Origin of the sequence: Parabacteroides sp. AT13, assembly GCF_002272965.1 — a bacterium.
GTDB lineage: Bacteria > Bacteroidota > Bacteroidia > Bacteroidales > Tannerellaceae > Parabacteroides > Parabacteroides distasonis.
In genome coordinates, this window is the sequence record NZ_NQMH01000001.1 from 2,496,568 (window position 1) to 2,522,713 (window position 26,146).

Consider the following 26,146-nt stretch of genomic DNA (forward strand, 5'->3'; position numbering starts at 1 on the left):
TAACTTGGAATCAAACTCTAGAGATATGAATAGAAAGTCTTCTATACGAGCCATTTTACTCCGTAAGGAATGCCTTTTATTCTTTTTGCTACTATTGCCTATGTTTACAAAGGCCCAATATAATAAGGTATATGCGGATATCACCTCGAATATGCTGGTCGATATGGGTTTTGAGAATGTTGTCTGGTCGGAAGACGAGAAAGAGAGAGTGTATGTCTTGGAGAATACCCCTTGGCGTTTGCAGGGTGTGGGACTGGCCCATGCCATAGACCGCATCCAGAAAACAGGCTTGCCGGAGAAGGGCAAATCCTGCCGTATCGTCGTATTGGATAATAATATACCGCAGATCTCATTGATCTATACGGCAAATCCGGACAGCTTGAAGGCGGCTCCCGGCTCCTATGCGGCCCGTTCCGCCTGGGATGCTACTTACGATCTGGGCGATAGCTGGGATAAGGTGAAAAAAGAGTACCGTATGAATAGCTCCTTATTTAAAGTAGACGTGGTGGTTTATCCAGAGTTGTATCTGAAGAACCTCATTATCACGCAAATATACCAAGTATTATTCAACCTCTCGCCTGCGATCGAGGTCTCTTTCTGGAATGGGATGAAGCTGACGGCGCAGATGGTATTTCCTATATATAATGATGGATATGGTCCTTGGGCGGGTAAGATTCACCCGGGCATGGTTACCCTTTCCCAATCTTTTCGTTTACCTTATCGTACGTTCGCCAGAGCCAGTATCGGTTTGTTCAATGCGGATCGTTATGGCGTGGATTTAGCGGTAACCCATCATTTGAAGGATGAACGTTTTTCTTTGGAAGGACGTATTGGTTGTACGGGTACGGGATCTTGGCAGAAGTTTGAATATCATTATGGAACTCACCAACGGGTGACATGCTCGCTGGGAGGTAGTTTCTACTGGCCAAAATACAATACGCAAGTCTCCTTGAAAGCCGAGCAATACTTACTGGGTGAGATCGGAGGACGGATTGACTTGATCCGCCATTTTCGCTATTGTTCGATAGGATTTTATGCGATGAAGGCGCAAGGTGCTTTGAAAAACGGCGGTTTCCGGTTTCAAGTGGCTCTTCCTCCTTATAAATATAAACGTAAGAATGCGCGGGTGCTTCCTTCTGACAACTGGGGTATGTCTTACAACGCCGGTAATGAACGCTATTATTATAAGGGGTATAAAGCCTCGCCGAATGATAACATCATGCAACAGAATCAATTCAACCCGTACTTTATAAAGTCGGAATTACTCAATTTTTAAATAGTTTTATTATGAGAACAATTACAAAGTTACAGACCTTATTGGTCTTGTTCCTTACGACAGCCATGGTATGTTTCATGGGCTGTAAGGATGACGATGATGATGTGCCTACTCCGGATGGTGGTGGCACTGTTGCCACCTATGCGATTAGTGGTACGGTCATGGATGCCAGCAACAACCCGATGGCTGGCGTTAGCGTAGCTCTTTCTGGAGCTCAATCTCTTAGTGCTACGACGGGTTCTGATGGAACGTACTCTTTCGACTTGAAAAGCACACCAGGCTCTTACAAAATCGCCTTTAAGTCGGAAGGCTATGCAGACAGAAGCTATGATGTGGATGTGAAGAAGATCGAATCGGGTGTTGGACAGTATGTAGTAAACGCCGTCATGGTAAAGGGCACGACTCCCGATACTCCGAAAGAGTATAAGAAGGCGAAGTACAATCTTTCCGTATCGATCGAGGATGTTGTGGGAAAAGCTATCTCTACTTCCAGCCTTTCTGTTGTCGTAAAATACGGGGATAAAGAGATCGCTAAAGAGAATAAACCTAATTTTAAGGTCTCTGATGTGACTCCCGGTATCTACGACGTAGTAGCTACAGCTTCCGGATATACTAAAGCCGTGGCTAAGGTTGTCGTTTCAGCCGTTCCGGATCAAGAAAAGAAAGAGGGCGAAGGTGATACATTCGACGTTGAGTATCCAGCTATTATCGTGATGAATGTCGCTCCTTCTATTCCAGTAGACCCGGATGATCCTTCTAAGCCGACAGATCCTTCTGACCCGTCTGATCCTTCCAAGCCAACAGACCCGTCTGATCCTTCCGATCCTTCCAAACCGACAGATCCGTTAAAAGCGACTTATATCGTATCTGGTATAATAACAGACCTATCTACGGGCGCAGACATCAAAACTGCGGAAGTCACATTGATGTTAGGAAGTGAAGAGTTATTTATTTCTAAGAATGAGAGTGAGTTCTCTTTCAATATCGCATCATCAAAGGTTACGGAGGATGCTCAATTTATCTTGAGTGTTAAAGCCGCAGGTTATACGAGCTACTCTCGTACGATCATCTTTAAGGTCGGTCAGAGTATGAACTATGTATTTCCTATCACATTGAACCCTATAGGTACAGGTGGAAATACGGAGATTGATTTTTCTAAATATGGTGTTCAGGTTCCGGAAAAAGAAGCGGAAAAAGTAGCGGATGAGATTAAGAATGCGATTAACGCAGGCGGAACCGAAGAGGTTAAGGTGTCTGGTGTCACTTATGTGGATGAGAATAATGTTGAACAAAAAGTAGACGTTGTCATTCCTGCTAATGTCTTAGATAACTATAAAGGTGCGGATAATGAGGTTCAAGCTCCAGTTATTAAGGTCTTGAATCAAAGTGATGCTGAGAAATTGACAGAATCGATAGGAGTGATTGAAAGTACGACCGCTGATGGTATAAAAGAGAAAGATGAGGTAAGTTTGGTCGCGGAAAGTGGTAAGCCTGTCGTTATCGTTATGCCGGCAAGTAGTAATCAAACATTGGTGATCGAACGTGATATGTCTGCGGAAGCTCTGCAATCCAATAATGTGACTTCTGATGCTGGTGCGGTAGCCAGTGTAAGCCGTGTATATAAAGGCGAGCCTAGCGGTACGGTATTCTCTCCGGCTTTGAAGATCTCGTTCGACGCTCCGAAGGATTTGGTTTCTTCTACACAGCCTATGGCATTGTTATATGCGACCACAGGCATAGATAATAAGGAGATCATGAAGATTGATCCTACGGCGGACCCTGTTTATATCAATGGTACTGGTGCGGAAATGTCTGTCGCTCACTTCTCTAAGTTTGCCGCAGGTTTTGAGTTGGCATTAGCGGAAACTGAAGATATCAGTACTGATACTACAATCGTAGAAAAGGTTGTTGATTACTGTTCTGATGGTAAGGCAGGAAACATTCCTGTAGTTGTTACAACTACAAATGCTTATGTTGGAGAAAACTTGCAGGATCTAGTCGGAAAGTCTAACGTAGATGGTCAAGTCGCTAAGAATGCGGTTTATAACCGAATCTCTAATCGTTTGCAAGCTGATGGTTATCAGATTGGTACCCAAACATCATTGACTACATCCGTTCCTACGGAAGCTGATCGTACGGTCGCTTCTATGAGCTTGAAGAAGACATATACTACAAATACGTATGTATTTAAGTTTATGACAAAGGGTAAGAAGGTGGAAGAGATTCAGGTTGTAGCTAAAAAACTTATCAAGATAGAAGGTACTCCTGTTTACAAGCAATCCCACGGTCACGGACATGGTGATGGCAATAACGCCGGTGGCGGTATCATCATCCCGGATTAATGCTTGATATTTGAAGCTTGATTAAATAATGTTGAGCCGGAAGTTTATAAGTAAACAAAGAAAAATGAAGAAATTACTCTTATTAATCATATTCTTAAGTTGCTGGACCTTACTTCCGGCTCAATTATCTTATGGCACGACAGGGCTATTGCATGCCCCGTCCGCCGATATGCAAAAGGACAAGACCGTGATGCTTGGCGGAAACTTCTTGCATCAAGAGCTTACGCCTCCCAAGTTTAATTTTAATACGTGGAATTATTATTTGAACGTGACGATCTTCCCGTTTCTGGAAGTAGCGTATACTTGTACGCTGTTTACGGCCGAGAGCCTTGGATTGGATAAGCATGGCTATTCCGGATTCACGAACCAAGATCGTTATTTCTCCGCCCGCTTACGTGTGTTGAAAGAAAGCAAATACATCCCCGCTGTCGTGCTGGGGACTTCGGACCCTTTTACGTCATCCGGGCATAAATTCGCTTCAGCCATAGGGAACGGCTATTTCTGCCGTTATTATCTGGTCGCTACCAAACATTTTCAGCTGGGAAGGGAAACTTTAGGCGTTCATTTATCCTATCTGTATAACCGCCGTGAGGATTATCCCTTGAACGGTGTAGCGGGAGGTATCACCTACAATCCTTCATTCGCCCCGCATTTGAACGTCATAGCCGAATACGATTCGAAAGACTTCGCTATGGGAGCCACTTACCTACTATTCAATCATATACATTTTCAATTTGAATTGCAGCGAATGAAATATTTCTCCGGTGGACTGTGCTATAAGATTTATTTAAAATAAAAAGAGGTTCAGCTTTTGTCCGTTTTTAATCCGCTTGGAGGCGAACGGTTAGGCTGAACCTTTTTATATCTTGTTACGCTGTCGCGCTAGCCATATCTACGGCTTTATTCCCCGATGAAATTCTTGCGTATCAACTCGGCGGACTTGTACTCCTCTTCCAGATACGTCTCAATATGCCGTTTCTTCTTATCCTCTAATATCTCGTTAATAGCGATTAAGATACCCGTTTCTTCCACCTCTCCAAACTCATGGTTGATCGCTGTGCCGAATACACGCATCTTAGGCGACAAGCTCATGTAAGCATTTACCAAAGGAGGCACGTTGATGCCAAATTTACGAACCTCTTGGTTCAATACCTTGTAGTTATCCTTGAAATTATCGTGAGGGAAAAGAGATCTCATCTTCTCTACATCCATATTAGTCTCCAAAGGATATACCGGAGTGATCAGTTGGTCTGCGTCTGGGAAATGCAATCCGAGGAAGTATAAGATCATATTACGGGCCTCTTGGTTGTACGTATTGTACATAGTCACCTTCCCGAAATAATACCGCAAGCTCGGATCAACCACGGATAAAGCCCCCAATCCATCCCACAGGTTATCCAACACGAACAAGCCTTTCGCCCCGGAACGGGTGGATTGATACTCCAGAGCCACGAACGAGCGTCCCAACTCTACCGTATAAGGAAGGATCTCCTTGATAAATTTCTCTGAGAAATTAAACAAGTGCGAGGTCGCCAGGATCGGTTTACCATTCTCGTCGAACTTAACGTCTGAACCGCAAAGGAAACGGTATCCCCCCAAGATCTGCTCATCTTCCGGGCTCCAGACAATCAGCTGGCGGTAAGCGTCTTCCATCGTGTCATACTCATCGATATCCACCGGAAATCCCGTGCCACCCCCGTAATAACGGAAAGCGACCTCCCGCAGACGCCCTATCTCTTGCATGACATTGGGTGAGTCGTGCGCCGTGACGATATAAATCTCATTCTTCGATTTATTGGTACTTCTCAACCTCTTCTCTTTGGTCAATTCAGCCTTCAGTAGTGCCCTGTCTATGGGATTGATAATGTCTTGCATATGTTTCGTCTGTTAATCCTTGAGTTTGTAAACCTTGTTTTTTATCCACTCAGCCCATTCGGCGGGTTTCTTGCTATTGTCGAATGTCTGCCAAGGGATAGGCTTCCCGAAATAAATCCGGAAGGTCTTATGTTTGCTCCGGAACATCTCGTCCGGTAAATAAATCATCTCATAATTCATCTTTATACCCAACGCCTTGCGTATCCGGGCGAGGTTATAGAAGAAATTGGAATTCTTCCCGTCGAAATAGACCGGTACGATATCCCGCTTGTATTGCACCGCCTTCTGGATGAACGATTTCTTCCACTCCAAGTCTTGTATCTTGCCACCAATCTTGCGAGAGCATAATCCGGCGGGGAAAGTGATGATCTGGTCGTCCGAGGCAAAAGCCTCCTCCAGCATCCGTGCGTTGTCCTTTCCTTGGGTGCCGTGTTTGTTGATCGGTACAAAGATGGATTTTAGATTGGAGAGATAAAGTAATAAATCATTGACCGGATACTTGATGCGCCCTTCGAACCGGGAACCGATAACGGCGGAGAGACAGATACCGTCCAATCCTCCGAGCGGATGGTTGGAGGCGAAGATATAGCGCCCTTCGGTCGGGATGTTTTCCTCATGTACCAGATTGAGGGTAAGGTCAAAATAGCCGATAAGCTCACGCATGAAATCTACCCCTTCCTTATCGTGGTAACGGGTTAATATATCATTCAGTTCCTCTTGATGAACCGTGCGAATCAAGTAGTCCACGATAAATCCCGGAATCTTGCGTGACGCCTTGGGCGCCTTTTGTGCCAATACTTGCTTAATATCTATCTTTGTCACACCTTGTTTTGTCATCTATATAAGCTTGTCAAGGGGCAAAGATAAAGTTAATAATTAAAACGAGAGAGGTTTGAGTGAAGTTTTTGCTTTTTCGCCAGCTATCTTAGCCTTTTCCCCTTGATCTTTTAGCCGCTACCATTAGGGAGGTTAGTCCCCGGGAGCTTGACTATCGGTTATCTAACGGCTGTTGGACGATCATGCACCATCTGTTAGAAGATCATCTACCAACTGTTGCATGATCGTCCAACAGCCGTTAGAAGATGAAGGTGAAAGGAAGAATTGGTTAACGGATACCGATGAAAAGCGTAAGAGATAAGGACGAAAAGACGAAGGGTTAACGACCTGTTGATAACTTTTTCCTACTTTTCTTATATAAATGTTGGCGGGTAATTTTGGAAATGTGTACTTTTACCCACCGATAAGGCATGTGCGTGCGTATCAAAGGAGTACGGCGCTTGATTTTAAGAGGAAGTTTAACGTAAGAACGACGAATGGAAGAAAAAGATAGTTGCTATCATGTACCGGTAATGCTGCGGGAAAGTCTGGAGGGATTGGATATCCGTCCCGACGGGATTTACGTGGATGTTACGTTTGGCGGTGGAGGACATTCCCGCGAGATCTTGAAACGGTTGGGTAGCGAGGGCGAACTTTACGGCTTTGACCAAGATGCGGACGCCGAGCATAATGTCCCGGCAGACCCACGATTCACTTTCGTGCGCAGTAATTTCCGTTATTTGTATAATTTTATGCGTTACTACGGAGAAAGTGGGGAGGTGGACGGCCTGTTGGCGGATTTAGGTGTCTCTTCCCATCATTTCGACGATAAGGATCGCGGTTTCTCTTTCCGTTTCGACGGGACGTTGGATATGCGGATGAATACGCGTGCGGGGCAGACCGCCGCCGATATCGTGAATAATTATACGGCGGAGGCGTTGGCCGATGTGTTTTATCTATATGGCGAGCTGAAGGTGTCTCGGAAATTAGCCTCTGTGCTGGTGAAAGCTCGTGAGACAAAGAAGATAGAGACGATCGGAGACTTCTTGGAGGTGATCAAGCCGTTTACGGGAAAGGACAAAGAGAAGAAATTCTTGGCGCAAGTCTTTCAGGCGCTTCGTATCGAGGTGAACGATGAGATGAGGGCGCTGAAAGAGATGCTGCGGAGTACCTTGCGGGTGTTGAGACCGGGAGGACGATTGGTGGTTATCACGTATCACTCCTTGGAAGACCGTCTGGTAAAGAACTTTTTGAAGACCGGAAACTTCGAGGGGAAATGCGAGCAGGATTTCTTCGGGAACGTACGATCGCCTTTCCGCTTGGTCAATAATAAGGTAATCGTCCCGACCGACGAGGAGGTGGAGCGGAATCCCCGTTCCCGGAGTGCCAAGTTGAGAATCGCTGAGAAGGTATAAGGAGAAATAGATATGGAAGAAAACGGACAACATAAGAAAACGAGGAAGAAGGAGAAGCGTCTTTCGTTCTGGTATATACTCGGTGGCGGCGTGCTAAAAGAGGATTTTATCTTGAGGCATACGCGCATGATCGTGTTACTTGTCGTGTTGGCGTTTTTCTTTATCGGTAACCGGTATACTTGTATGCAAAAGCTGCGTGAGATCGACCGGTTGCAACAGCAATTGAGGGATGTGCGTTTCGAGGCGTTGTCGATCTCATCCGAGTTGACCGGCAATAGCCGCCAATCGCAAATCGAGTTGCTGATCGAGGAGCAAGGTATTGATCTGGAGGGTGCGAAAACCCCTCCTTATGAGTTATATAAGTGAGATAAGGTGTAAATAGGTATGTCTGAAGAAAACGAACCGAAAGAAATAGAGCCTAAAGGTAGCCGGATTTTATTCTGTTACTTCGTGGTCGTGCTGTTGCTGGGGCTTGTGGCCGTAGGAATCCTGTTCCGTGCCTTTGATACAGCCTTCGTGGAGAGGGATAAATGGATGAAGGTAGCCGAGAGCCAGAAACGACCAAACCGTTTGGTGTTGCCCGGACGTGGTAATATCTATTCGTCGGACGGTAAGTTGATGGCTACCAGCGTGCCTCGTTATTATATGTATATCGACTTTAAGGCGGATGCGTATACTCCGGCTAAGGGTGCCAAGTATAATTGGCTGGATACGTTCAAGACGTCCAAGAAGGATGGGGTGGACTCGTTGGCGTTTTATCTTTCCCGTAAATTGAAGGATCGTACGCCGGCGGGCTATAAGGCTTATCTGCTGAAAGGGCTGAGCGGTAAAAGCCGCCAGTTCCCGATTTACGCGGGGAAGGTCTCGTATTCGGATTTGAAGGAGATCCGTAAGTTCCCGTTTCTTCGTCTGGGACGTTATAAGAGTGGTTTTTATACGAAGGAGATGGTACAGCGCCAGAAACCTTTCGGGACCTTGGCGTCTCGTACGATCGGTGATATCTACGGAGAGATCGAGGAGGGTGGTACTACGAAGGGGAAGAATGGATTGGAGTTGCAATACGATTCGCTCCTGCGGGGGCAGGCCGGGTTGAGCTCCGTTCGCCGTGTCGGTGGAGGCTGGACGAACGTGATTGAGGTGGACCCGGTGGATGGCATGGATATCCGTACCACGATCGATATTAATATACAGGATATAACCGAGAAATCGTTGGTCGATAAATTGAAGGCGATCGATGCCGAGTCCGGTACGGCTGTCGTGATGGAGGTCGAGACCGGAGAGATCAAGGCGATCACGAATATGGGGCGTATCCGTGAAGGCGTATATGGCGAAACGAAGAACCATGCCGTGGCAGACGAGATCGAGCCGGGTTCTACTTTCAAGGTGGCCTCTATCATGGTGGCCTTGGAGGATGGTTTATGCAATCCGGGAGATACGGTCGATGTCGGCAATGGTATATATATGTATAAGGGGGCCCGCATGACGGACCATAATATGAATAAAGGTGGATACGGCCGGATCTCGGTGGAGCAGGCGATTTGGTATTCCTCCAATATCGGTGTGGCCAAGACGATCCTGAAAGGTTATTCGGATAACCCGACGAAGTTTGTGGAGGGACTGTACCGTATCGGTATGAACGCGGATCTTCGTTTGGAGATACCGGGGGCGGGACGTGCTAAGATACGTCGCCCGGATGATACGACCCGTTATTGGTCCAAGACCACTTTGCCTTGGATGTCGTTCGGTTACGAGACGCAGGTACCGCCGATCAATACGTTGGCGTTCTTTAACGCGATTGCGAACAACGGGGAAATGGTTCGCCCGATGTTTACGAAAGAGATCTTACATAACGGCAAGACCGTGCAGAGTTTTTCCACGGAGGTGATCAACTCTTCGATCTGCTCGGACCATACGCTGGCGTTGATAAAAGATATGTTGCTGGGAGTCGTGGAGAAAGGAACCGGTAAGGCGGTTCATTCGGATATTGTCCGGATTGCCGGAAAGACCGGTACGGCGCAGATCGCTACGGGCGGTGTCTACCGTACGAGCGGGCACCAAGTCTCTTTCTGTGGCTATTTCCCGGCCGATCATCCGAAGTATTCTTGTATCGTGGTGATCCGCCGTCCCCGTATTGGTTATCCTTCGGGCGGTACGATGTCGGGAGGCGTGGTGCGTGCGATCGCCGAGAAGATATACGCCAGCCATATGTCGTTCGATGTCCGGGATATGGAACGGGATTCGACGGCCGTGATGGTGCCTCGTGTGAAAGGCGGCGACCTGAGGGCGGTAGAGGAAGTATTAGATGAATTGGATATTAAGGCGGATACGGACAGTTTGGAGACAAAGTGGGTCGTAGCTTCTGCCGAGCAAGAAGAGAATAAAGTGAAATTGAGCGATCTGACGATTCGGGAAGGATTGGTACCCCGGGTAGTCGGCATGGGTGCTAAAGATGCGGTTTTCTTGTTGGAGCAAGCCGGTCTGCGTGTCTCTTTGTCGGGTGTCGGACGGGTCGTTTCGCAGAGTATTCAACCCGGACAGCGAGTGTCTAAGGGGCAGACCGTATTATTAACATTGAAATAGGTATGGAACTAAGGGATTTAATCGGTGCGTTGGAAGCTCCTATGTTGATGGGGGCGGATAATGTGGATATCACGAATATTCAATCAGACTCTCGTCGGGTGACGAAAGGGTCTTTGTTTGTCGCTGTGAGAGGTACGGCCGTGGATGGCCATGCCTATATGGACAGCGCCATAGAGAAGGGGGCTGTCGCTATCGTATGCGAGGAGGCTCCGTCCTATTTGGAGGGGAGATGCTCGTTTATCGTGGTGAAGGATTCGGCGGAGGCGTTGGGTCTTTTGGTTTCCCGCTGGTATGGTGATCCTTCCCGGAAATTGGTGTTGGTAGGCGTGACGGGTACGAACGGGAAGACTACGATCGCTACTTTATTATATGAGATGTTCCGGAAGATGGGACATAAGGTGGGATTGCTTTCCACGGTATGTAATTATATAGATGGCGAGGCGGTACCGACGGATCATACGACACCGGACCCGCTTACGCTTCATTCCTTGATGGCCCGGATGGTAGAGGCCGGATGTGAGTATGCTTTTATGGAGGTTAGCTCTCATTCGATCGATCAGCGGCGCATCAGCGGCTTGTCTTTCGACGGGGGGATTTTCACGAACCTGACCCGCGATCATTTGGATTACCATAAGACCGTGGAGAATTACTTGAAAGCGAAGAAGAAATTCTTCGATGACCTGCCTGCCGGGACTTTCGCCTTGACGAATGCCGATGATAAATCCGGCTTGGTGATGTTGCAGAATACGAAGGCGAAAAAGCTGACCTATTCCTTGCGTACCTTGGCCGATTTCAAGGGAAAGATATTGGAATCTCATTTCGAGGGTACAGACTTGATCATTAACGGTCGGGAGGTTATGGTGCATTTCGTGGGACGTTTCAACGCTTATAACTTGCTGGCCGTGTACGGAGCCGCGGTTTCTTTAGGGAAAGATCCCGAGGAGGTGTTGATCGTGCTGAGCACGCTTCGCTCCGTATCCGGTCGCTTCGAGACGATCCAGTCTCCGCTCGGTTATACGGCGATCGTGGATTACGCTCACACGCCGGATGCCTTGACGAATGTACTGAATGGCATTCATGAGGTATTGGACGGGAAAGGACGTATCATTACCGTCGTGGGTGCCGGGGGAAACCGGGACAAGGGGAAACGCCCGCTGATGGCGAAAGAGGCTGTCAAGCTGAGCGATCAGGTAATTCTGACTTCCGATAACCCGCGCTTTGAGGAACCGGATGATATTATTAACGATATGGTAGCCGGATTGACGAAAATGGATATGGAACGTACCTTATGTATCACGGACCGTACGCAAGCGATCAAGACCGCTACGATGTTGGCGAAGAAAGGGGATGTGATCCTTGTTGCCGGAAAAGGCCACGAAGACTATCAGGAGATCAAGGGGGTGAAACAGCACTTTGACGACCGTGAGAAGTTACGCGAGATTTTTTCGACACAACAATCATAATATTTAAGACGACATGCTTTATTATCTTTTTAATTATTTGGATCAGTTGGATTTCCCGGGAGCGGGTATGTTTAAGTACGTATCTTTCCGCTCGGGGTTGGCCTTGATCTTGTCCTTGTTTATCTCTACGGCGATCGGCCGGCGTATCATCGATAAGTTGCAAATGTTGCAGATCGGCGAGACGGTGAGAAATCTTGGGCTGGAGGGCCAGATGAGCAAGAAGGGAACGCCGACGATGGGAGGTATTATCATTATTATCGCTATATTGATCCCGACTTTACTGTGTGCCAAGCTGAATAATATCTATGTGATATTGATGTTGGTGACTACGGTCTGGCTGGGTGCCTTGGGATTCGCGGATGATTATATCAAGGTATTCAAGAAGAATAAGGAAGGTATGCACGGACGTTTCAAGATCGTCGGGCAGGTAGGACTGGGCTTGATCGTTGGCTTGGTATTGTTCATGAGCCCGGATGTGGTGATCAAGGAGAATATGGAGGTGCGCCATGATAACGTGATCGAGGAGGTGCGTTATCATACGGTGGAGACCAAATCGACAAAGACGACCATCCCGTTCTTGAAAAACAATAATTTCGATTACGCCAATTTGGTGAACTGGGCGGGCGATTATAAGGAGGAGGCCGCATGGCTGGTGTTCGTGCTGATGGTGATCTTTGTGGTGACAGCCGTGTCGAACGGAGCCAATATGACGGATGGACTGGACGGCTTGGCTGCCGGAACATCGGCGATCATTGGGGTGGCGCTCGGTATTTTGGCCTATATGTCATCCCACTTTGAGTTCGCCTCGTTCTTGAATATCATGTTTATACCCGGTGCGGAGGAGTTGGTGGTTTATGCCGCTGCCTTTATCGGTGCCACGGTCGGTTTCTTATGGTACAACTCATATCCGGCCCAAGTATTTATGGGAGATACGGGGAGCTTGACCTTGGGAGGTATTATCGCTGTTTTCGCGATCATCATCCGTAAGGAGTTGTTGATTCCGATCCTTTGCGGTATTTTCTTGGTGGAGAATATATCGGTCATGTTGCAAGTGGCCTACTTTAAATATACGAAGAAGAAGTATGGGGAAGGTCGCCGTATCTTCAAGATGGCTCCTTTACACCATCATTTCCAGAAGCCGGGAAACGCAGGTATACAGGCGTTGATCCAAAAGCCGTTCAATGTCGTGCCTGAATCGAAGATCGTGGTCCGTTTCTGGTTGATCGGTATTATTTTGGCTGTTATGACGATAGTTACGTTAAAGATGAGATAAAAGATGAGTAAGAGAATGGTTATATTAGGGGCCGGGGAGAGTGGTGCGGGAGCCGCTGTCTTGGCGAAGGCGAAAGGATTCGACGTGTTCGTGTCCGATAAATCGTCTATCAAACCTAAGTATAAGGAGATGCTGGACAACCACGGGATTCGTTGGGAAGAGGGACAGCATACCGAAGCCGACATCTTGAATGCCGACGAAATTGTCAAGAGCCCGGGTATTCCCGACAAGGCTCCTATCATACAGTTATTGAAGAAGCAAGGTACGCCGATCATCTCCGAGATCGAGTTTGCCGGAAGGTATACGGACTCGAAGATGATTTGCATCACGGGTAGCAACGGCAAGACGACAACGACGATGCTTACGTATCATATCTTGAAAGAAGCGGGCGTGGACGTGGGCTTGGCCGGAAATGTCGGAAACAGCTTGGCGCTTCAGGTTGCGGAAGATCCACATGCGGTCTACGTGATCGAGTTGAGCAGTTTCCAACTGGATAATATGTACGACTTTAAAGCGGATATCGCTATTATATTGAATATAACACCGGATCATCTGGACCGTTATAACTATGAGATGCAGAATTATGTAGACGCTAAGTTCCGCATCTTGCAAAATCAGACGAAGGACGACGCCTTCATTTTCTGGAACGATGACCCGATCATAGCCCGTGAGATCGCCAAACGGCATCCTGAGGCTACTCTTTACCCATTCGCCGAGACACATGAGAACGGCATGAAGGGATATACGGAAAATAATCAAGTAGTTATTGAAACGGCAAACGGAACATTTACGATGGAACAAGACCTATTGGCATTGACTGGTACGCATAACCTGTATAACTCTTTGGCTTCGGGGATAGCGTCCAAGATCGTGGACATTCATGATGAGAAAATACGTGCCTCACTCAGTGATTTTACGGGGGTTGAGCACCGTTTGGAAAAGGTGCTTCGCGTGCGTGGTGTTGATTATATTAATGACTCGAAAGCTACGAACGTAAACTCTTGTTGGTATGCTTTGCAGAGTATGACGACTCCGGTCGTTTTGATCTTAGGGGGCACGGATAAAGGGAATGATTACTCGGAGATCGAGGAACTAGTGAGTAAAAAGGTGCATTCATTGATTTTCATGGGTGTGGATAATACGAAACTGCATGCGTTCTTCGACGGGAAAGTGGCGAATATAGAAGACGCCCGCTCGATGGAAGAGGCTGTGGCGAAAGCTTATAAGATGGCTCATAAGGGAGATACGGTATTGCTCTCTCCTTGTTGCGCCAGCTTCGACCTGTTCAAGAGCTATGAGGATCGGGGCGATCAGTTCAAGGCTTGCGTACGTAATTTGTAATAAAGGATAAAATGGATCTGGCGAGTAAACTGTTTAAGGGCGACCGGGTGATATGGATCATCTTCATGTTCCTGTGTCTTATATCGGTGGTGGAGGTGTTCAGTGCGACCAGTACGATCGCTTATAAGAACGCGAATCACTGGGCGCCTATCGTACGGCACGCCACCTTTTTATTGGGAGGTTTCGTCATGGTATTGCTGTTGCATAATATACCGTGTCGCTTCTTTTCTGCGTTTATTATATTATTGCCGGTCTCGATGTTGATGTTGATCGTGACGCCCTTTATCGGCGTGGACGCTAATGATGCGCATCGATGGCTGGAAATCATGGGGATACAGTTCCAGCCTTCGGAGTTTGGGAAGCTGGCTTGTGTCGTGTTTGTCGCTTTCTTGCTCAGCAAACGGGGGAAATTAACGGAGAACCAGATTTTTAAGTATATACTGATTGGGGTAGGACTGACCTGTGTCTTGATTCTGCCGGAGAACTTTTCTACGGCGTTTATGCTATTCGGGGTTTGTTTCCTGATGATGTTTATCGGTCAGTTGCCATTTGGTAAGTTGGCGAAGCTGGCGGGTATCTTGATGTTGGCGTTGGTATTGTTCTTGGCGTTGCTTAAGTTTACGCCGGCCGCTATTACCCAGTATTTGCCGGATCGATTCGTTACTTGGCAGGGGCGTTTGGAGCGTTTCTTCGACGGGCATAAGGATAATTTGGATGAGAGTGGTACGTATAAGATAACCGATGATAATTATCAGGTAACCCATGCGAAGATAGCTATTGCCCGGGGAGGCGTATTTGGGCAGATGCCCGGACATGGCCAACAGCGTGACTTCCTGCCACAGGCGTATTCAGATTTTATCTATGCGATTATCATAGAGGAACTGGGTATCGTTGGGGGAATCTTTGTACTGTTGCTTTATATAATGTTGCTAGTGCGGGTTGGGATGATCGCCCGGAAATGTGATAAATCATTCCCGAAATTCCTAGTGTTGGGATGTGGGTTGCTGGTGGTAGTCCAAGCTTTGGCGAATATGGCGGTAGCTGTGAATTTAGTGCCCGTTACCGGGCAACCGATGCCGTTGGTGAGCCGGGGTGGTACGTCTACGCTTATTTCTTGTATCTATTTCGGGATCATATTGAGCGTAAGTCGTTTTGGAGCCAATATCGGAAATGAGGATGAGGAAGAGGAGGATACGGAGAATCCAGAGAATCCTTCCGACGAGCCATCCGGAGAGACAATAAATCAGGCGGTCGAGGGAGAGAGAGAAGATAATCCGCTATCGGCTGTCGAAACGATAACTGTAGAGTCAAAAGTATGAGAAAGTACCGGATCATAATAAGTGGTGGTGGTACGGGAGGCCATATCTTCCCGGCCATATCTATCGCTAATACTTTCAAGAAACGTTTTCCGGATGCGGAAATCTTATTTGTGGGGGCGGAAGACCGCATGGAAATGGATAAGGTTCCGGCAGCCGGTTATAAAATCGTAGGTTTACCGGTGAGTGGGTTTGATCGTGCCCACTTGATGAACAACGTGAAGGTCATGGTTCGTTTAGCGAAAAGCTTGCGCTTGGCGAGGAAGACGATCCGTGAGTTCAAGCCAGATATAGCGGTCGGCGTGGGCGGTTATGCCAGTGGACCGACTTTATGGATGGCGGCTTCGCAAGGTGTTCCCGCATTGATACAGGAGCAAAACTCGTATGCCGGTGTGACCAATAAGTTGTTGGCGAAGAAAGCGAGCAAGATTTGTGTCGCTTACGAGGGCATGGAGAAGTTCTTTCCGGCGGATAAGATCGTGATTACGGGAAATCCGGTGCGACAGGATTTGGAAGAGGCGCTGAGTAAGAAAGAGGAGGCGTTGGCGTTCTTCGGGCTTTCTCCGGAGAAAAAAACGATCCTTGTGGTAGGTGGTAGCCTTGGCGCACGGACGATTAACCGGAGTATTCAAGGGGATCTGGATAAGTTCTTCGCCTCGGATGTACAGGTTATTTGGCAAACCGGTAGGTATTATTACAGCGACGCTTCCAAGCATTTGAAGGCGTACCGGGGAATGCCGGTTTGGTGCTCAGACTTTATTACCCGTATGGATTATGCTTATTCAGCGGCCGATTTGGTGATATCCCGTGCGGGGGCTAGTTCTATCTCGGAACTTTGCTTATTAGGAAAACCGGTGGTCTTGGTGCCTTCGCCGAATGTGGCGGAAGATCATCAGACCAAGAATACCTTGGCCTTGGTCCATAAGGATGCCGCCGTTATGATCGCCGATAAAGATGCGGAAAAGGATTTGGTGCCTACTGCCTTGAAGATAGTTCATGACGATGAACGTTTGTGTACGTTGAGCCGTAATATCGAGACCTTGGCGCAACGCCATAGCGCGGACCGTATCGTGGATGAGATTGTTAAGATTATAGATAAGAAATAAGGAATATGGATATAAATAAAGTGACAGCGGTGTATTTCGTAGGTGCCGGGGGCATTGGAATGAGTGCCTTGATCCGTTATTTCCTCGCTAAGGGAAAACGAGTGGGCGGATACGATAAGACCCCTTCCGATTTAACCGAGGAGTTGAAAAAGGAGGGAGCCGATATTCACTATGAGGATAATGTAGCTTTGATCGGGGAGGCGTTCAAGTCGCCCGATGATACGCTGGTGGTTTATACGCCGGCGGTCCCGGAGTCGCATACGGAATTGACCTATTTCCGGGCGCACGGTTTTGAGGTGATGAAGCGGGCACGTGTCTTGGGAGAGATCACGAAAAGCAGCCGGGGTTTATGCGTGGCGGGCACGCACGGCAAGACAACGACCTCTTCTATGCTAGCTCATTTGCTGAAACAATCGCCGGTGGATTGCAATGCTTTCCTCGGAGGAATCCTAAAGAACTACGAGAGTAATTTGATGTTGTCGGATACGAGCGACTTTACCGTGATCGAGGCGGATGAGTTCGATCGTTCTTTCCATTGGCTTACTCCTTATATGGCAGTGATTACTTCCGCGGATCCGGATCATCTGGATATTTACGGTACGGCGGAGGCTTACCGGGAGAGTTTTGAGAAATTTACCTCCTTAATTCGTCCCGATGGTTGTCTACTGATCAAGAAAGGAATCAACGTAACGCCCCGTTTACAGGAGGGTGTCAAGAAATATACCTATTCCGTTACGGAAATAGCGGACTTTTACGCTGAAAATATTCGTATTTGCGACGGAAATATTACCTTTGACTTCGTTGGTCCGGAAATCCGTATTCCTGATGTGGAATTAGGTGTTCCCGTAAAGGTTAATATAGAGAACGGGGTAGCGGCTATGGCGATCGCTTGGTTGAACGGAGTGAAACCTGAGGATTTGAAAAAGGGTATGGCTACATTTGCCGGACCTCGCCGCCGTTTCGATTTCCATTTGAAGACTGATCAAGTGGTATTGATCGATGATTATGCCCATCATCCGGCCGAATTGCGACAGAGTATCTTGTCGGTGAAGGAATTATATGCGGGTCGTAAGGTGACAGGTATTTTCCAGCCGCATCTATATACCCGTACCCGAGATTTCGCTGGAGATTTCGCTGCGAGTCTCTCTTTATTGGATGAGTTGATCTTGCTGGATATCTATCCGGCTCGTGAGGAACCGATTCCGGGGGTGAGCTCTCGGATCATTTTTGATAAGGTGACGATCCCTTCCAAGACGCTGTGTAAGAAGGAAGAGCTTTTGGACGTGGTTGCCGCCGGGAAATATGAGGTAGTATTAATGGTAGGCGCCGGCAATATCGACCGTTTGGTGGAGCCTGTAAAAGAGATTTTATGTAAACAAATAAGGAAACCGTGATCCGAATAATTTCCATAGTAGTAGCCACGTTGTTGTTCTGTTACATCGTGTTTGTGTCGTTTTTCTTTCGGGAAATACGTCAAGACTCTATTTGCCAAGATCTGCAAGTCGTGGTGAAAGACAGTCTGGATAAACACTTCGTGAGCGAGAGTGACCTTGTGTCTATACTGAAGAAAGCCGGGCTAGATCCGATCAAGCGGCCAATGGCCGACGTGAATACGGATCGGATAGAGACGGAATTGCTTAAGAATGAGATGATCGCCCAAGTGGAGGCGTATAAGACTCCTTCGGGGATTATCAAACTAGAGGTCATGCAAAAGATGCCTATCCTCCGGATTATGGGCGTAAGAGGTAGTTATTACGTGGATAATCTGGGAACCACCATGCCGATCAGTCGTCGGTATGCTGCGCATGTGCCAATTGTGAGTGGATATGTGGAAAAAGAGCTTGCGGTGACCGACTTATACAAATTTGCATTATTTTTGCAAGAGAATGAGTTCTGGAATGACCAGATTGAACAAATCTATGTCTATCCGGATAATGATATAGAACTTATTCCAAGAGTGGGTAACCACCGGATCATGTTGGGTACTTTGGATGAATTCGAAGAAAAGCTTGCGAATTTAAAGCTTTTCTATGAACAAGCGATCCCTAAAGTGGGTTGGGAAAAGTACAGTATGATTAATTTAAAATATAAGAATCAGATTGTTTGTACTAAAAAATAGATGATATGGCATACACAGACTTTATAGCAGCTATTGACCTAGGTACCTCCCATATGGTAGGAATGGTGGGGACTAAGAATGCGACGGGCGCTCTTTCAATCATCGCCTACGAAGTTGAGAACTCCGGCACCTGCATACGAAGAGGATGTGTATATAACGTGAAGGAGACGGCGAGTAAGATAAGACGCTTGATCCTCAAGTTGGAGAATAAACTGGGGGGGGCCAAGATCGGGCAGGTATATGTGGGACTGGGTGGCCAGTCACTCCGTTCTATCGAGCATACGGTTTGCAAGGTGTTGGGAACGGAAGGAGTGGTCACAGAGGAGATCATAGACTCTCTTTATCAAGAGTGTAAGGATTATCGTCCGGATATGTTGACCGTTCTTGATGTGGTTTCTCCTTCCTATTTTTTAGATGATAAACCAGAGTCCAACCCGGTGGGCGTGCCTTGTAGCCGTATCGAGGCTCGTTACAAGTTGATTGTTGGACGTCCTTCCTTGAAATTAAATATTATCAATAGCATCTCGGAACAAGCGAAGATCGAGATCGCCGGTATTCTCGTGTCGCCCCTAGCGTTGGGTGATGTGGTCTTGAGCGACAATGAGAAGGACTTGGGTTGCGCCTTGATCGGCTTCGGTGCCGGCGTGACGACGATAACTGTCTATAAGGGTGGTAAGTTGGCCAGCCTTTCCGTTGTTCCCTTTGGAGGTAATTTGATAACAAAAGATATAACCAATCTCAGGGTTGTAGAGTCTGAGGCGGAACGCTTGAAGATCACTTATGGTAGCGCGAAAGCGGACCGGGATAATGATATGACCATCCAAGTGAGTTTAGCGGATGGAATGGGCTTGCGTGAGATTAAGCTGGCCGAGTTGAACGGTGTGATCGAGGCCCGTATGGATGAGATCTTAGAGAATGTATATGCTCGTCTGGAGGCTACAGGCTTGATGAGCGTTCTCGGTGCTGGCATCGTGATTACGGGTGGAGGCGCCGCTTTGAAGAATTTACCGGCTGTTATGAGCGAACGCTTGAAGATGGAGGTTCGCTATTCAGCGGTTCGCAAGGGGATTGTCGCTAGTGGTGATTTAGTGGTTGCCAGCAATCCCGAATATGCGGTAGCCGTCGGCCTCTTGGCGAAAGGAACTAAGAATTGCGCGTTATATATTCCTCCTAAACCGGAGCCTAAGATTGAGCCGGTGGTTGAGCCTGAACCGACAGTGGAACCGACTCCGGAACCCGTCAAGGAGAAGCCGAAGAAAGAGAAGAAAAAAGGTCCCGGCTTGTTCGGGCGGTTGACAAAAGGAATCGATACCTTTGGTAAAACCCTCTTCGATGACGATGATAACGAGAGTAAATAACGTGATCTACGAATGTAATAAAACCGGAAGACAATGGACGATACAATATTAAATTTTAATTATCCTACGGATACTCCCAAAATCATTAAGGTGATTGGTGTTGGAGGCGGTGGCGGAAACGCTGTTACTCATATGTATAAGGAGGGCATACACGATGTTACATTCGTGTTATGTAATACGGATAATCAAGCCTTGAACCGTTCGGATGTTCCTATCAAGTTATTGCTGGGACGTGAGATCACGCAGGGATTGGGCGCAGGAAATAAGCCGGAACGTGCGATGATGGCGGCCGAGGAGAGTCTGGACGATCTTCGAGGTATGTTGAACGACGGTACGAAGATGGTATTTATTACCGCTGGTATGGGTGGTGGTACCGGTACGGGTGCCGCTCCGGTTATCGCTCGTATCGCGAAGGATATGGGAATATTGACGGTAGGTATCGTAACCATTCCTTTCTTGTTCGAGGGTGAGCGTAAGATTATACAGGCCTTGAATGGTGTGGAGGAGATCGCGAAAAACGTGGATGCCTTATTGGTAATCAATAACGAGCGTTTGCGTGAGATTTATTCGGACCTTTCCGTGATGAACGCTTTCGGCAAGGCCGATGATACCTTGACGATCGCCGCCAAGAGTATCGCGGAGATCATTACGCTTCCGGGTATTATCAACCTCGACTTCGCCGATGTTAACACCACGATGAAAGATGGTGGTGTCGCTTTGATGAGTAATGGTTTTGGTGAAGGAGAAGGACGTGTTCGCCAAGCGGTGGAAGACGCTCTGAATTCTCCGCTATTAAGCAACAACGACGTAAAGAACGCCAAGAAAATCCTGTTCAACGTATATTTCAGCGAGGAAGCCGAGTTGCGCATGGAGGAGATGAACGACGTGCATAACTTTATGTCCGAGTTCAACCGTGATATAGAGGTTATCTGGGGTACTGCCGTGGATAATACATTAGGTAATAAAGTGAAAATGACGATCCTCGCTACTGGATTTACGATGGATGATATTCCATTGATCGCTGATAAACGCAGGAATGAAGCCGCTCAGATGACGGAAGAAGAATTGCGCTTAGAAGAAGAGCGAATCGAGAAAGAGCGTAAGGAGCGTGATTTGATTGGTAAATATTATGGTGCTTCCGCACAAAAGGCGGGTCGTTTTACCTCTCGTGCGAAAGCGGTAGTTTTGACTCAGGAAGAGTTGGACGATGATGCCTTGATCGCTTTGATAGAGGATAATCCGACTTATAACCGGGATCCGAAGATCGTGGCCCGTGCCCGTTCCAAAGTAGCGGGAGAGGATATTCAAGTATCGGCTCCGACAACGGCGAAGCAACCGGCTAACCAACCTCGCCAAGATTCTCAGCGGGGGGGTAAACAAGTGATCAGTTTCCGATAGTTAATAATATAATAAGGATATGGATTTATTTGAACAAGTCAGTGAAGACATTAAAAACGCGATGAAGGCGAAAGATAAAGTCGCCTTGGAGACATTGAGAAATGTAAAGAAATTTTTCTTGGAAGCGAAAACCGCTCCGGGAGCCAATGATACGCTGACGGATGCGGATGCCTTGAAGATCATGCAGAAGTTGGTGAAACAAGGGAAAGATTCTGCTACGATTTATGTGCAACAGGGCCGTCAAGACCTAGCGGATGTTGAGTTGGAGCAAGTAAAAGTGATTGAGAAATATTTACCTCAACAAATGTCTGCCGAGGAATTGGAGAAAGAATTGAAAGCTATTATCGCTCAAGTCGGTGCCGCTGGCCCGAAAGATATGGGTAAGGTAATGGGTGTAGCCTCAAAAGCATTGGCAGGAAGAGCCGAAGGACGGATGATTTCCGAGACGGTTAAGCGTTTACTTAATTAATTGATTCATACGAAGACCGCACTAAGGGCATTCTGACAATTACTCGTTAGAATGCCCTTGGTACGGTTTTCTCGTATATACCTTTTCCTTTGACAATTTAATTCTTTAGAAAACCATGATTACTTTTACATGTTGTCTGATAGCCCTTATCGTTGGATATTTTACGTATGGTAAATTTGTCGAGCGGGTGTTTGGCGTAGATCCCTCCCGGGTTACTCCCGCTTTCACAAAACAAGATGGTGTTGATTATATACCCTTGCCTACTTGGAAGATTTTCATGATCCAATTTTTGAATATAGCGGGTCTGGGACCTATTTTCGGCGCTATCATGGGGGCTAAATTTGGGGTAGCTTCTTTCCTTTGGATCGTATTGGGAAGTATATTTGCGGGCGCTACCCATGATTTCCTATCGGGAATGCTTTCGTTGCGGCATGATGGAGAAAGTCTTCCTGAATTGATCGGACGGTATCTGGGGAACAACTTTAAGCAATTTATGCGGGGCTTTACGGTTATCTTGATGATCTTGGTGGGTGCTGTTTTCGTAGCTGGGCCTGCAGGGTTGCTGGCTAAACTGACTCCGGAATATCTAGATGCTACGTTCTGGATTATCGTCGTATTCATTTATTATATACTGGCTACTCTATTACCTGTTGATAAGATTATCGGAAAGATCTATCCATTATTCGCCATCGCTTTGCTATTTATGGCCGTAGGTATCTTGGTTATGTTATTTATTAACCAGCCGCCGTTACCTGAGATTACGGATGGACTTAGTAATACGCATCCGGGAGGCTTGCCTATTTTTCCGATCATGTTTGTTAGTATCGCTTGTGGCGCTATCTCTGGCTTTCATGCTACCCAAAGTCCATTGATGGCTCGTTGCATGAAAAGTGAGAAATACGCCCGTCCCGTATTTTACGGAGCGATGATTACCGAAGGTATCGTAGCCTTGATCTGGGCCGCCGCCGCTACGTATTTCTTCCATAATAACGGAATGGAGGAGAACAATGCCGCTGTCGTAGTAGACAGTATCACAAAAGAGTGGCTGGGCGCTGTCGGAGGTGTATTAGCGATACTGGGGGTGATAGCAGCTCCGATTACTTCTGGCGATACGGCTTTCCGCTCGGCTCGTCTGATTGTCGCAGACTTCCTGCATATGGAGCAAAAAACGGTGGTCAAACGTCTGATGATCTGTATTCCCATGTTTATCGTTGCGATAGGAATCTTATTATATAGTCAAAAAGATAAGGATGGCTTCGATATGATCTGGCGTTATTTCGCATGGAGTAACCAGACGTTGGCAGTATTTACCCTATGGGCCTTAACCGTATATTTGGTACAAGCAAAGAAATTATATGTGATAACCTTGATTCCCGCCTTATTCATGACGGCGGTATGTTCTACCTATATTTTTGTAGCTCCGGAAGGGTTTGGTCTTTCCTCCGGTTTTTCTCAACTTTTGGGGTTACTAGTTACATTGATCGTTTTCGGGATCTTCTTAGTCTGGAAAAGAAAGAAAGTATAAAAAAGGCTGGCTTACATTTAGCCAGCCTTTTCTGTCGTTATTGTTCAAGTGAATTAAAGCACTTGTATGCCTTCCTCACGGGCTTGTTCCTCCCCGGAAGGAGTGATTAATTTATAACCCTTGCCGTGGATGTTGATGATCTCGATACCCGGATCGTCTTTCAACAATTTACGTAATTTCGTGATATAAACGTCCATGCTACGAGCGTTGAAATAGTTATCGTCTACCCAGATTGTCTTCAAGGCGTAGTTACGCTCAAGGATCTCATTTGCGTGGGCGCACAACAAACTTAATAATTCGCATTCCTTCGTAGTAAGTTTCGTAACCTTGTCTCCGATAGCCAACGTTTGTTTTTGGGTATCGAACAAGAAGTTTCCTAACTTGTAGAAAGGAATATCTTTCATCTTCTTACCTTTCACACGGCGAAGGATAGCCTCGATACGAAGCAATAGCTCTTCCATGCTAAACGGTTTTGTCAAGTAGTCATCTGCGCCGATCTTGAATCCTTCCAAGATGTCTTCCTTCATAGTCTTGGCTGTAAGGAAGATAATAGGGATATCAGGATTGATAGAGCGAATTTCTTGTGCCAAGGTGAAACCATCTTTCTTTGGCATCATGACATCCAACACACAAAGATCGTATTTACCTTTGGTAAAACCTTTGTATCCGGCTTCTCCGTCAGAGAATAGGTCCGTTACATACCCTTTAGCTTGTAAGTATTCTCTTAAAAGCATTCCTAAATTCTCATCGTCTTCACAAAAGAAGATCTTTAGTTTTTCTTCCATAACTAACTTTTTATAAGAGGTAAAGTAATAATAAATTTTGTTCCAATGTTTCCCGCACCACTTTCGGCACGGATCGTACCTTTGTGGTCCTCAATAATTTTGCGTACGTAAGCGAGTCCGAGACCGAACCCTTTCACGTCATGTACGTTGCCTGTCGGTACGCGGAAGAAACGGTCGAATACCTTTTTCAGATATTCTTTCTTGATACCGATACCATTATCTTCCACGGAGATCAACAGCTTTCCGTTCTCGTTCCAAGTGCGTGCCATCAATGTAAGCGGAACTTCCGGGCGGCGGTATTTAACCGCATTGTCCATCAAGTTGAACAATACATTGGTGATATGCATTTCATCCACATATATATCCGATTCTGTAGCTTGCAGGTCTATATCCATTGTACCGCCGTACTTCTCGACCTTTAAAACGAAGGTGTTAGCCACGTTCGCTACCAAATCATTCGCGTCAATTTCTTTCAATTTAAGCGCTGCTTTCTGTCGTTCGAACAAAGACATCTGTAGCACTTTCTCGACCAAGAAGCTCAATCGCTTCGTCTCGTCGTTGATTACGCCGGATATATGCTTGAATACGTCCGGACTCTTCGTTATATCCGAATCCTTCAACATCTGGGCGGCGAGCGAGATCGTGGATACCGGTGTCTTCAACTCGTGCGTCATGTTGTTGATAAAATCGTTTTTCATCTCGGATAACTTCTTCTGACGGAATACGATGTAAATCGTGAAGACGAAGGTTATCAACAGGATCAATGAGAATATAACCGATGGAACGATGAAAGTAATAGAGCTTGAGATATAATCCCCTTTCGTCGGAAAATAAACTCTCAGGTAGTTTAGTTTCGATGGGGGATCGTTCGGGAAAAGCACTTGGGTGATCACGTCAGAGGCGATCGGTTGCTTTTGGAATTCTCCGCTCTGGTATACTACATTTCCATCTTTGTTAATAACAGAAAACACAAACGGCAAGTTCAAACCGTTGTTAATAAATTCTGTTTTTAAGTAATTGTTCAGCTTTTTAAAATCTATACGTTCCTCGATCGGCTTTAGATTTGCGGTGTATAAGATGTTGTAAATCACCTCCTCTATCAGTCCACCTTGGTACTGGTAACGTCTTTTTAGTGTCTTCTGTAAATCTTTAGATGTGTTTACGATGCTGTTGGCAGACTGCCGTTTTGACAAGGAAGAGAGCGGCTCGAACTTATGGGCGCTAAAACTTTGCATCTCTATTTGTTGAACGGTTCCATTAGAATCCTTGATCTGTAATTGGTATTTCTCATGGTTGATCACTTGTCCTAGGCTTTGGGCATCCGGGGCATTTTGATACATGAAATTTGTCTCATCCCGGTTGATATCATCCTCGAGGTATTTACGGGTCTCATCCAATTCCAGATTCTTAGATACTTGGCGCAGGCTTCTTTTGACAGTCTCATTGAACTGTTCGCTGCGTGTCTTAAGTATAATGCTCACATAGTTTACCTGTAGGTATAATAACCCGGCGAAGGCAAAAGCCATAACTACCGCAAGCAACCAAATTGTCGACTTCCTCATATCAATATCTTTCTCTTAATATTGCAACAAATAACGTATGTTTTAGTTTAATATTTACACAAAAAAGGTAAAAATAATCCGTTTAAAATGTTAATAATACTTTGTGGGCATAGAGGATATATGTTAG

21 protein-coding genes are annotated in these 26,146 nt (G+C 46.5%); 17 read left to right on the plus strand and 4 right to left on the minus strand.

Translation table 11 applies throughout. The annotated features are described in order from the left end of the window. The first annotated feature begins 4 nt into the window (after positions 1-4). The 3 genes from CI959_RS10370 to CI959_RS10380 all read left to right on the plus strand — a co-directional run bounded on the left by CI959_RS10370 (position 5) and on the right by CI959_RS10380 (position 4,414). Entirely contained in the window at positions 5-1,276 is a 1,272-nt protein-coding gene (locus tag CI959_RS10370) for a hypothetical protein (RefSeq protein WP_172680040.1), read from the plus strand. A gap of 11 nt (positions 1,277-1,287) precedes the next feature. Beyond that, on the plus strand, positions 1,288-3,618 hold the full coding sequence (locus tag CI959_RS10375) for a carboxypeptidase-like regulatory domain-containing protein (RefSeq protein WP_057316831.1): 2,331 nt from the start codon (positions 1,288-1,290) through the stop codon (positions 3,616-3,618). Positions 3,619-3,682: 64 nt separating this feature from the next. After that, positions 3,683-4,414: a YjbH domain-containing protein gene (locus CI959_RS10380; RefSeq protein WP_057316829.1), complete on the plus strand. Its 732-nt coding sequence runs from the start codon at positions 3,683-3,685 to the stop codon at positions 4,412-4,414. A gap of 104 nt (positions 4,415-4,518) precedes the next feature. Here CI959_RS10380 and CI959_RS10385 read toward each other — a convergent pair whose 3' ends face one another. Continuing rightward, positions 4,519-5,493, minus strand: a complete 975-nt coding sequence (locus tag CI959_RS10385) for a GNAT family N-acetyltransferase (protein WP_005866962.1) — start codon at positions 5,491-5,493, stop codon at positions 4,519-4,521. A 12-nt stretch (positions 5,494-5,505) separates the two neighbouring features. Then, positions 5,506-6,330, minus strand: a complete 825-nt coding sequence (locus CI959_RS10390) for a 1-acyl-sn-glycerol-3-phosphate acyltransferase (RefSeq protein ID WP_005861355.1) — start codon at positions 6,328-6,330, stop codon at positions 5,506-5,508. Between the two features lie 476 nt (positions 6,331-6,806). Here CI959_RS10390 and rsmH point away from each other — a divergent pair, with 476 nt between their 5' ends. The 14 genes from rsmH to CI959_RS10460 all read left to right on the plus strand — a co-directional run bounded on the left by rsmH (position 6,807) and on the right by CI959_RS10460 (position 23,672). Further along, entirely contained in the window at positions 6,807-7,724 is a 918-nt protein-coding gene (gene rsmH, locus CI959_RS10395) for a 16S rRNA (cytosine(1402)-N(4))-methyltransferase RsmH (RefSeq protein ID WP_005861358.1), read from the plus strand. Between the two features lie 12 nt (positions 7,725-7,736). Beyond that, positions 7,737-8,090: an FtsL-like putative cell division protein gene (locus tag CI959_RS10400; protein WP_005861360.1), complete on the plus strand. Its 354-nt coding sequence runs from the start codon at positions 7,737-7,739 to the stop codon at positions 8,088-8,090. 18 nt (positions 8,091-8,108) lie between these two features. Further along, positions 8,109-10,304 carry a penicillin-binding protein gene (locus CI959_RS10405; protein ID WP_005861362.1) on the plus strand — a complete coding sequence of 732 codons (2,196 nt, stop codon included), beginning with the start codon at positions 8,109-8,111 and terminating at the stop codon, positions 10,302-10,304. Between the two features lie 2 nt (positions 10,305-10,306). Beyond that, positions 10,307-11,767 (plus strand): UDP-N-acetylmuramoyl-L-alanyl-D-glutamate--2,6-diaminopimelate ligase, encoded by a 1,461-nt coding sequence (locus CI959_RS10410; RefSeq protein WP_005861365.1) that lies wholly within the window; start codon positions 10,307-10,309, stop codon positions 11,765-11,767. 13 nt (positions 11,768-11,780) lie between these two features. Continuing rightward, positions 11,781-13,040 carry a phospho-N-acetylmuramoyl-pentapeptide-transferase gene (gene mraY / locus CI959_RS10415; RefSeq protein ID WP_005861367.1) on the plus strand — a complete coding sequence of 420 codons (1,260 nt, stop codon included), beginning with the start codon at positions 11,781-11,783 and terminating at the stop codon, positions 13,038-13,040. A gap of 3 nt (positions 13,041-13,043) precedes the next feature. Next, positions 13,044-14,381, plus strand: a complete 1,338-nt coding sequence (murD, locus tag CI959_RS10420; protein ID WP_011966869.1) for a UDP-N-acetylmuramoyl-L-alanine--D-glutamate ligase — start codon at positions 13,044-13,046, stop codon at positions 14,379-14,381. A gap of 11 nt (positions 14,382-14,392) precedes the next feature. After that, on the plus strand, positions 14,393-15,700 hold the full coding sequence (locus CI959_RS10425) for an FtsW/RodA/SpoVE family cell cycle protein (protein ID WP_005861371.1): 1,308 nt from the start codon (positions 14,393-14,395) through the stop codon (positions 15,698-15,700). Further along, on the plus strand, positions 15,697-16,803 hold the full coding sequence (gene murG / locus CI959_RS10430; protein ID WP_095231441.1) for an undecaprenyldiphospho-muramoylpentapeptide beta-N-acetylglucosaminyltransferase: 1,107 nt from the start codon (positions 15,697-15,699) through the stop codon (positions 16,801-16,803). The genes CI959_RS10425 and murG overlap by 4 nt, the downstream gene beginning before the upstream one ends. A gap of 5 nt (positions 16,804-16,808) precedes the next feature. Beyond that, a complete protein-coding gene (gene murC, locus CI959_RS10435; protein ID WP_005861375.1) occupies positions 16,809-18,197 on the plus strand; it encodes a UDP-N-acetylmuramate--L-alanine ligase in 1,389 nt (462 codons plus the stop codon). After that, on the plus strand, positions 18,194-18,922 hold the full coding sequence (locus CI959_RS10440) for a cell division protein FtsQ/DivIB (RefSeq protein WP_005861378.1): 729 nt from the start codon (positions 18,194-18,196) through the stop codon (positions 18,920-18,922). The genes murC and CI959_RS10440 overlap by 4 nt, the downstream gene beginning before the upstream one ends. A 5-nt stretch (positions 18,923-18,927) precedes the next feature. Next, a complete protein-coding gene (ftsA, locus tag CI959_RS10445) occupies positions 18,928-20,280 on the plus strand; it encodes a cell division protein FtsA (protein ID WP_005861380.1) in 1,353 nt (450 codons plus the stop codon). Between the two features lie 33 nt (positions 20,281-20,313). Next, a complete protein-coding gene (gene ftsZ / locus CI959_RS10450; RefSeq protein WP_005866974.1) occupies positions 20,314-21,678 on the plus strand; it encodes a cell division protein FtsZ in 1,365 nt (454 codons plus the stop codon). A gap of 19 nt (positions 21,679-21,697) precedes the next feature. Further along, the gene (locus tag CI959_RS10455; RefSeq protein WP_005861384.1) at positions 21,698-22,147 is read left to right on the plus strand and encodes a GatB/YqeY domain-containing protein; all 450 of its coding nucleotides are present in this window, start codon (positions 21,698-21,700) and stop codon (positions 22,145-22,147) included. A gap of 115 nt (positions 22,148-22,262) precedes the next feature. Then, positions 22,263-23,672 (plus strand): carbon starvation protein A, encoded by a 1,410-nt coding sequence (locus CI959_RS10460; RefSeq protein ID WP_008773831.1) that lies wholly within the window; start codon positions 22,263-22,265, stop codon positions 23,670-23,672. A gap of 53 nt (positions 23,673-23,725) precedes the next feature. Here the strand turns inward: CI959_RS10460 and CI959_RS10465 are convergent, their stop codons facing one another. Together CI959_RS10465 and CI959_RS10470 are read right to left on the minus strand one after the other, a co-directional pair. Beyond that, complete coding sequence (locus CI959_RS10465; RefSeq protein ID WP_005861388.1) at positions 23,726-24,457, minus strand: response regulator transcription factor; 732 nt, start codon at positions 24,455-24,457, stop codon at positions 23,726-23,728. 2 nt (positions 24,458-24,459) lie between these two features. Continuing rightward, entirely contained in the window at positions 24,460-26,019 is a 1,560-nt protein-coding gene (locus CI959_RS10470) for a sensor histidine kinase KdpD (RefSeq protein ID WP_005861390.1), read from the minus strand. Positions 26,020-26,146 lie beyond the last annotated feature (127 nt).

What these genes read in the sequence shown, in the direction of transcription:
- CI959_RS10375 (WP_057316831.1), top strand. Translation starts at nt 1,288, where the DNA reads ATGAGAACAATTACAAAGTTACAGACCTTATTGGTCTTGTTCCTTACG.
- CI959_RS10385 (WP_005866962.1), bottom strand. Translation starts at nt 5,493, where the DNA reads ATGCAAGACATTATCAATCCCATAGACAGGGCACTACTGAAGGCTGAA.
- CI959_RS10460 (WP_008773831.1), top strand. Translation starts at nt 22,263, where the DNA reads ATGATTACTTTTACATGTTGTCTGATAGCCCTTATCGTTGGATATTTT.
- rsmH (WP_005861358.1), top strand. Translation starts at nt 6,807, where the DNA reads ATGGAAGAAAAAGATAGTTGCTATCATGTACCGGTAATGCTGCGGGAA.
- ftsZ (WP_005866974.1), top strand. Translation starts at nt 20,314, where the DNA reads ATGGACGATACAATATTAAATTTTAATTATCCTACGGATACTCCCAAA.
- murC (WP_005861375.1), top strand. Translation starts at nt 16,809, where the DNA reads ATGGATATAAATAAAGTGACAGCGGTGTATTTCGTAGGTGCCGGGGGC.
- ftsA (WP_005861380.1), top strand. Translation starts at nt 18,928, where the DNA reads ATGGCATACACAGACTTTATAGCAGCTATTGACCTAGGTACCTCCCAT.
- CI959_RS10400 (WP_005861360.1), top strand. Translation starts at nt 7,737, where the DNA reads ATGGAAGAAAACGGACAACATAAGAAAACGAGGAAGAAGGAGAAGCGT.
- CI959_RS10455 (WP_005861384.1), top strand. Translation starts at nt 21,698, where the DNA reads ATGGATTTATTTGAACAAGTCAGTGAAGACATTAAAAACGCGATGAAG.
- mraY (WP_005861367.1), top strand. Translation starts at nt 11,781, where the DNA reads ATGCTTTATTATCTTTTTAATTATTTGGATCAGTTGGATTTCCCGGGA.
- CI959_RS10390 (WP_005861355.1), bottom strand. Translation starts at nt 6,330, where the DNA reads ATGACAAAACAAGGTGTGACAAAGATAGATATTAAGCAAGTATTGGCA.
- CI959_RS10465 (WP_005861388.1), bottom strand. Translation starts at nt 24,457, where the DNA reads ATGGAAGAAAAACTAAAGATCTTCTTTTGTGAAGACGATGAGAATTTA.
- CI959_RS10470 (WP_005861390.1), bottom strand. Translation starts at nt 26,019, where the DNA reads ATGAGGAAGTCGACAATTTGGTTGCTTGCGGTAGTTATGGCTTTTGCC.
- CI959_RS10405 (WP_005861362.1), top strand. Translation starts at nt 8,109, where the DNA reads ATGTCTGAAGAAAACGAACCGAAAGAAATAGAGCCTAAAGGTAGCCGG.
- CI959_RS10410 (WP_005861365.1), top strand. Translation starts at nt 10,307, where the DNA reads ATGGAACTAAGGGATTTAATCGGTGCGTTGGAAGCTCCTATGTTGATG.
- CI959_RS10380 (WP_057316829.1), top strand. Translation starts at nt 3,683, where the DNA reads ATGAAGAAATTACTCTTATTAATCATATTCTTAAGTTGCTGGACCTTA.
- murD (WP_011966869.1), top strand. Translation starts at nt 13,044, where the DNA reads ATGAGTAAGAGAATGGTTATATTAGGGGCCGGGGAGAGTGGTGCGGGA.
- CI959_RS10425 (WP_005861371.1), top strand. Translation starts at nt 14,393, where the DNA reads ATGGATCTGGCGAGTAAACTGTTTAAGGGCGACCGGGTGATATGGATC.
- murG (WP_095231441.1), top strand. Translation starts at nt 15,697, where the DNA reads ATGAGAAAGTACCGGATCATAATAAGTGGTGGTGGTACGGGAGGCCAT.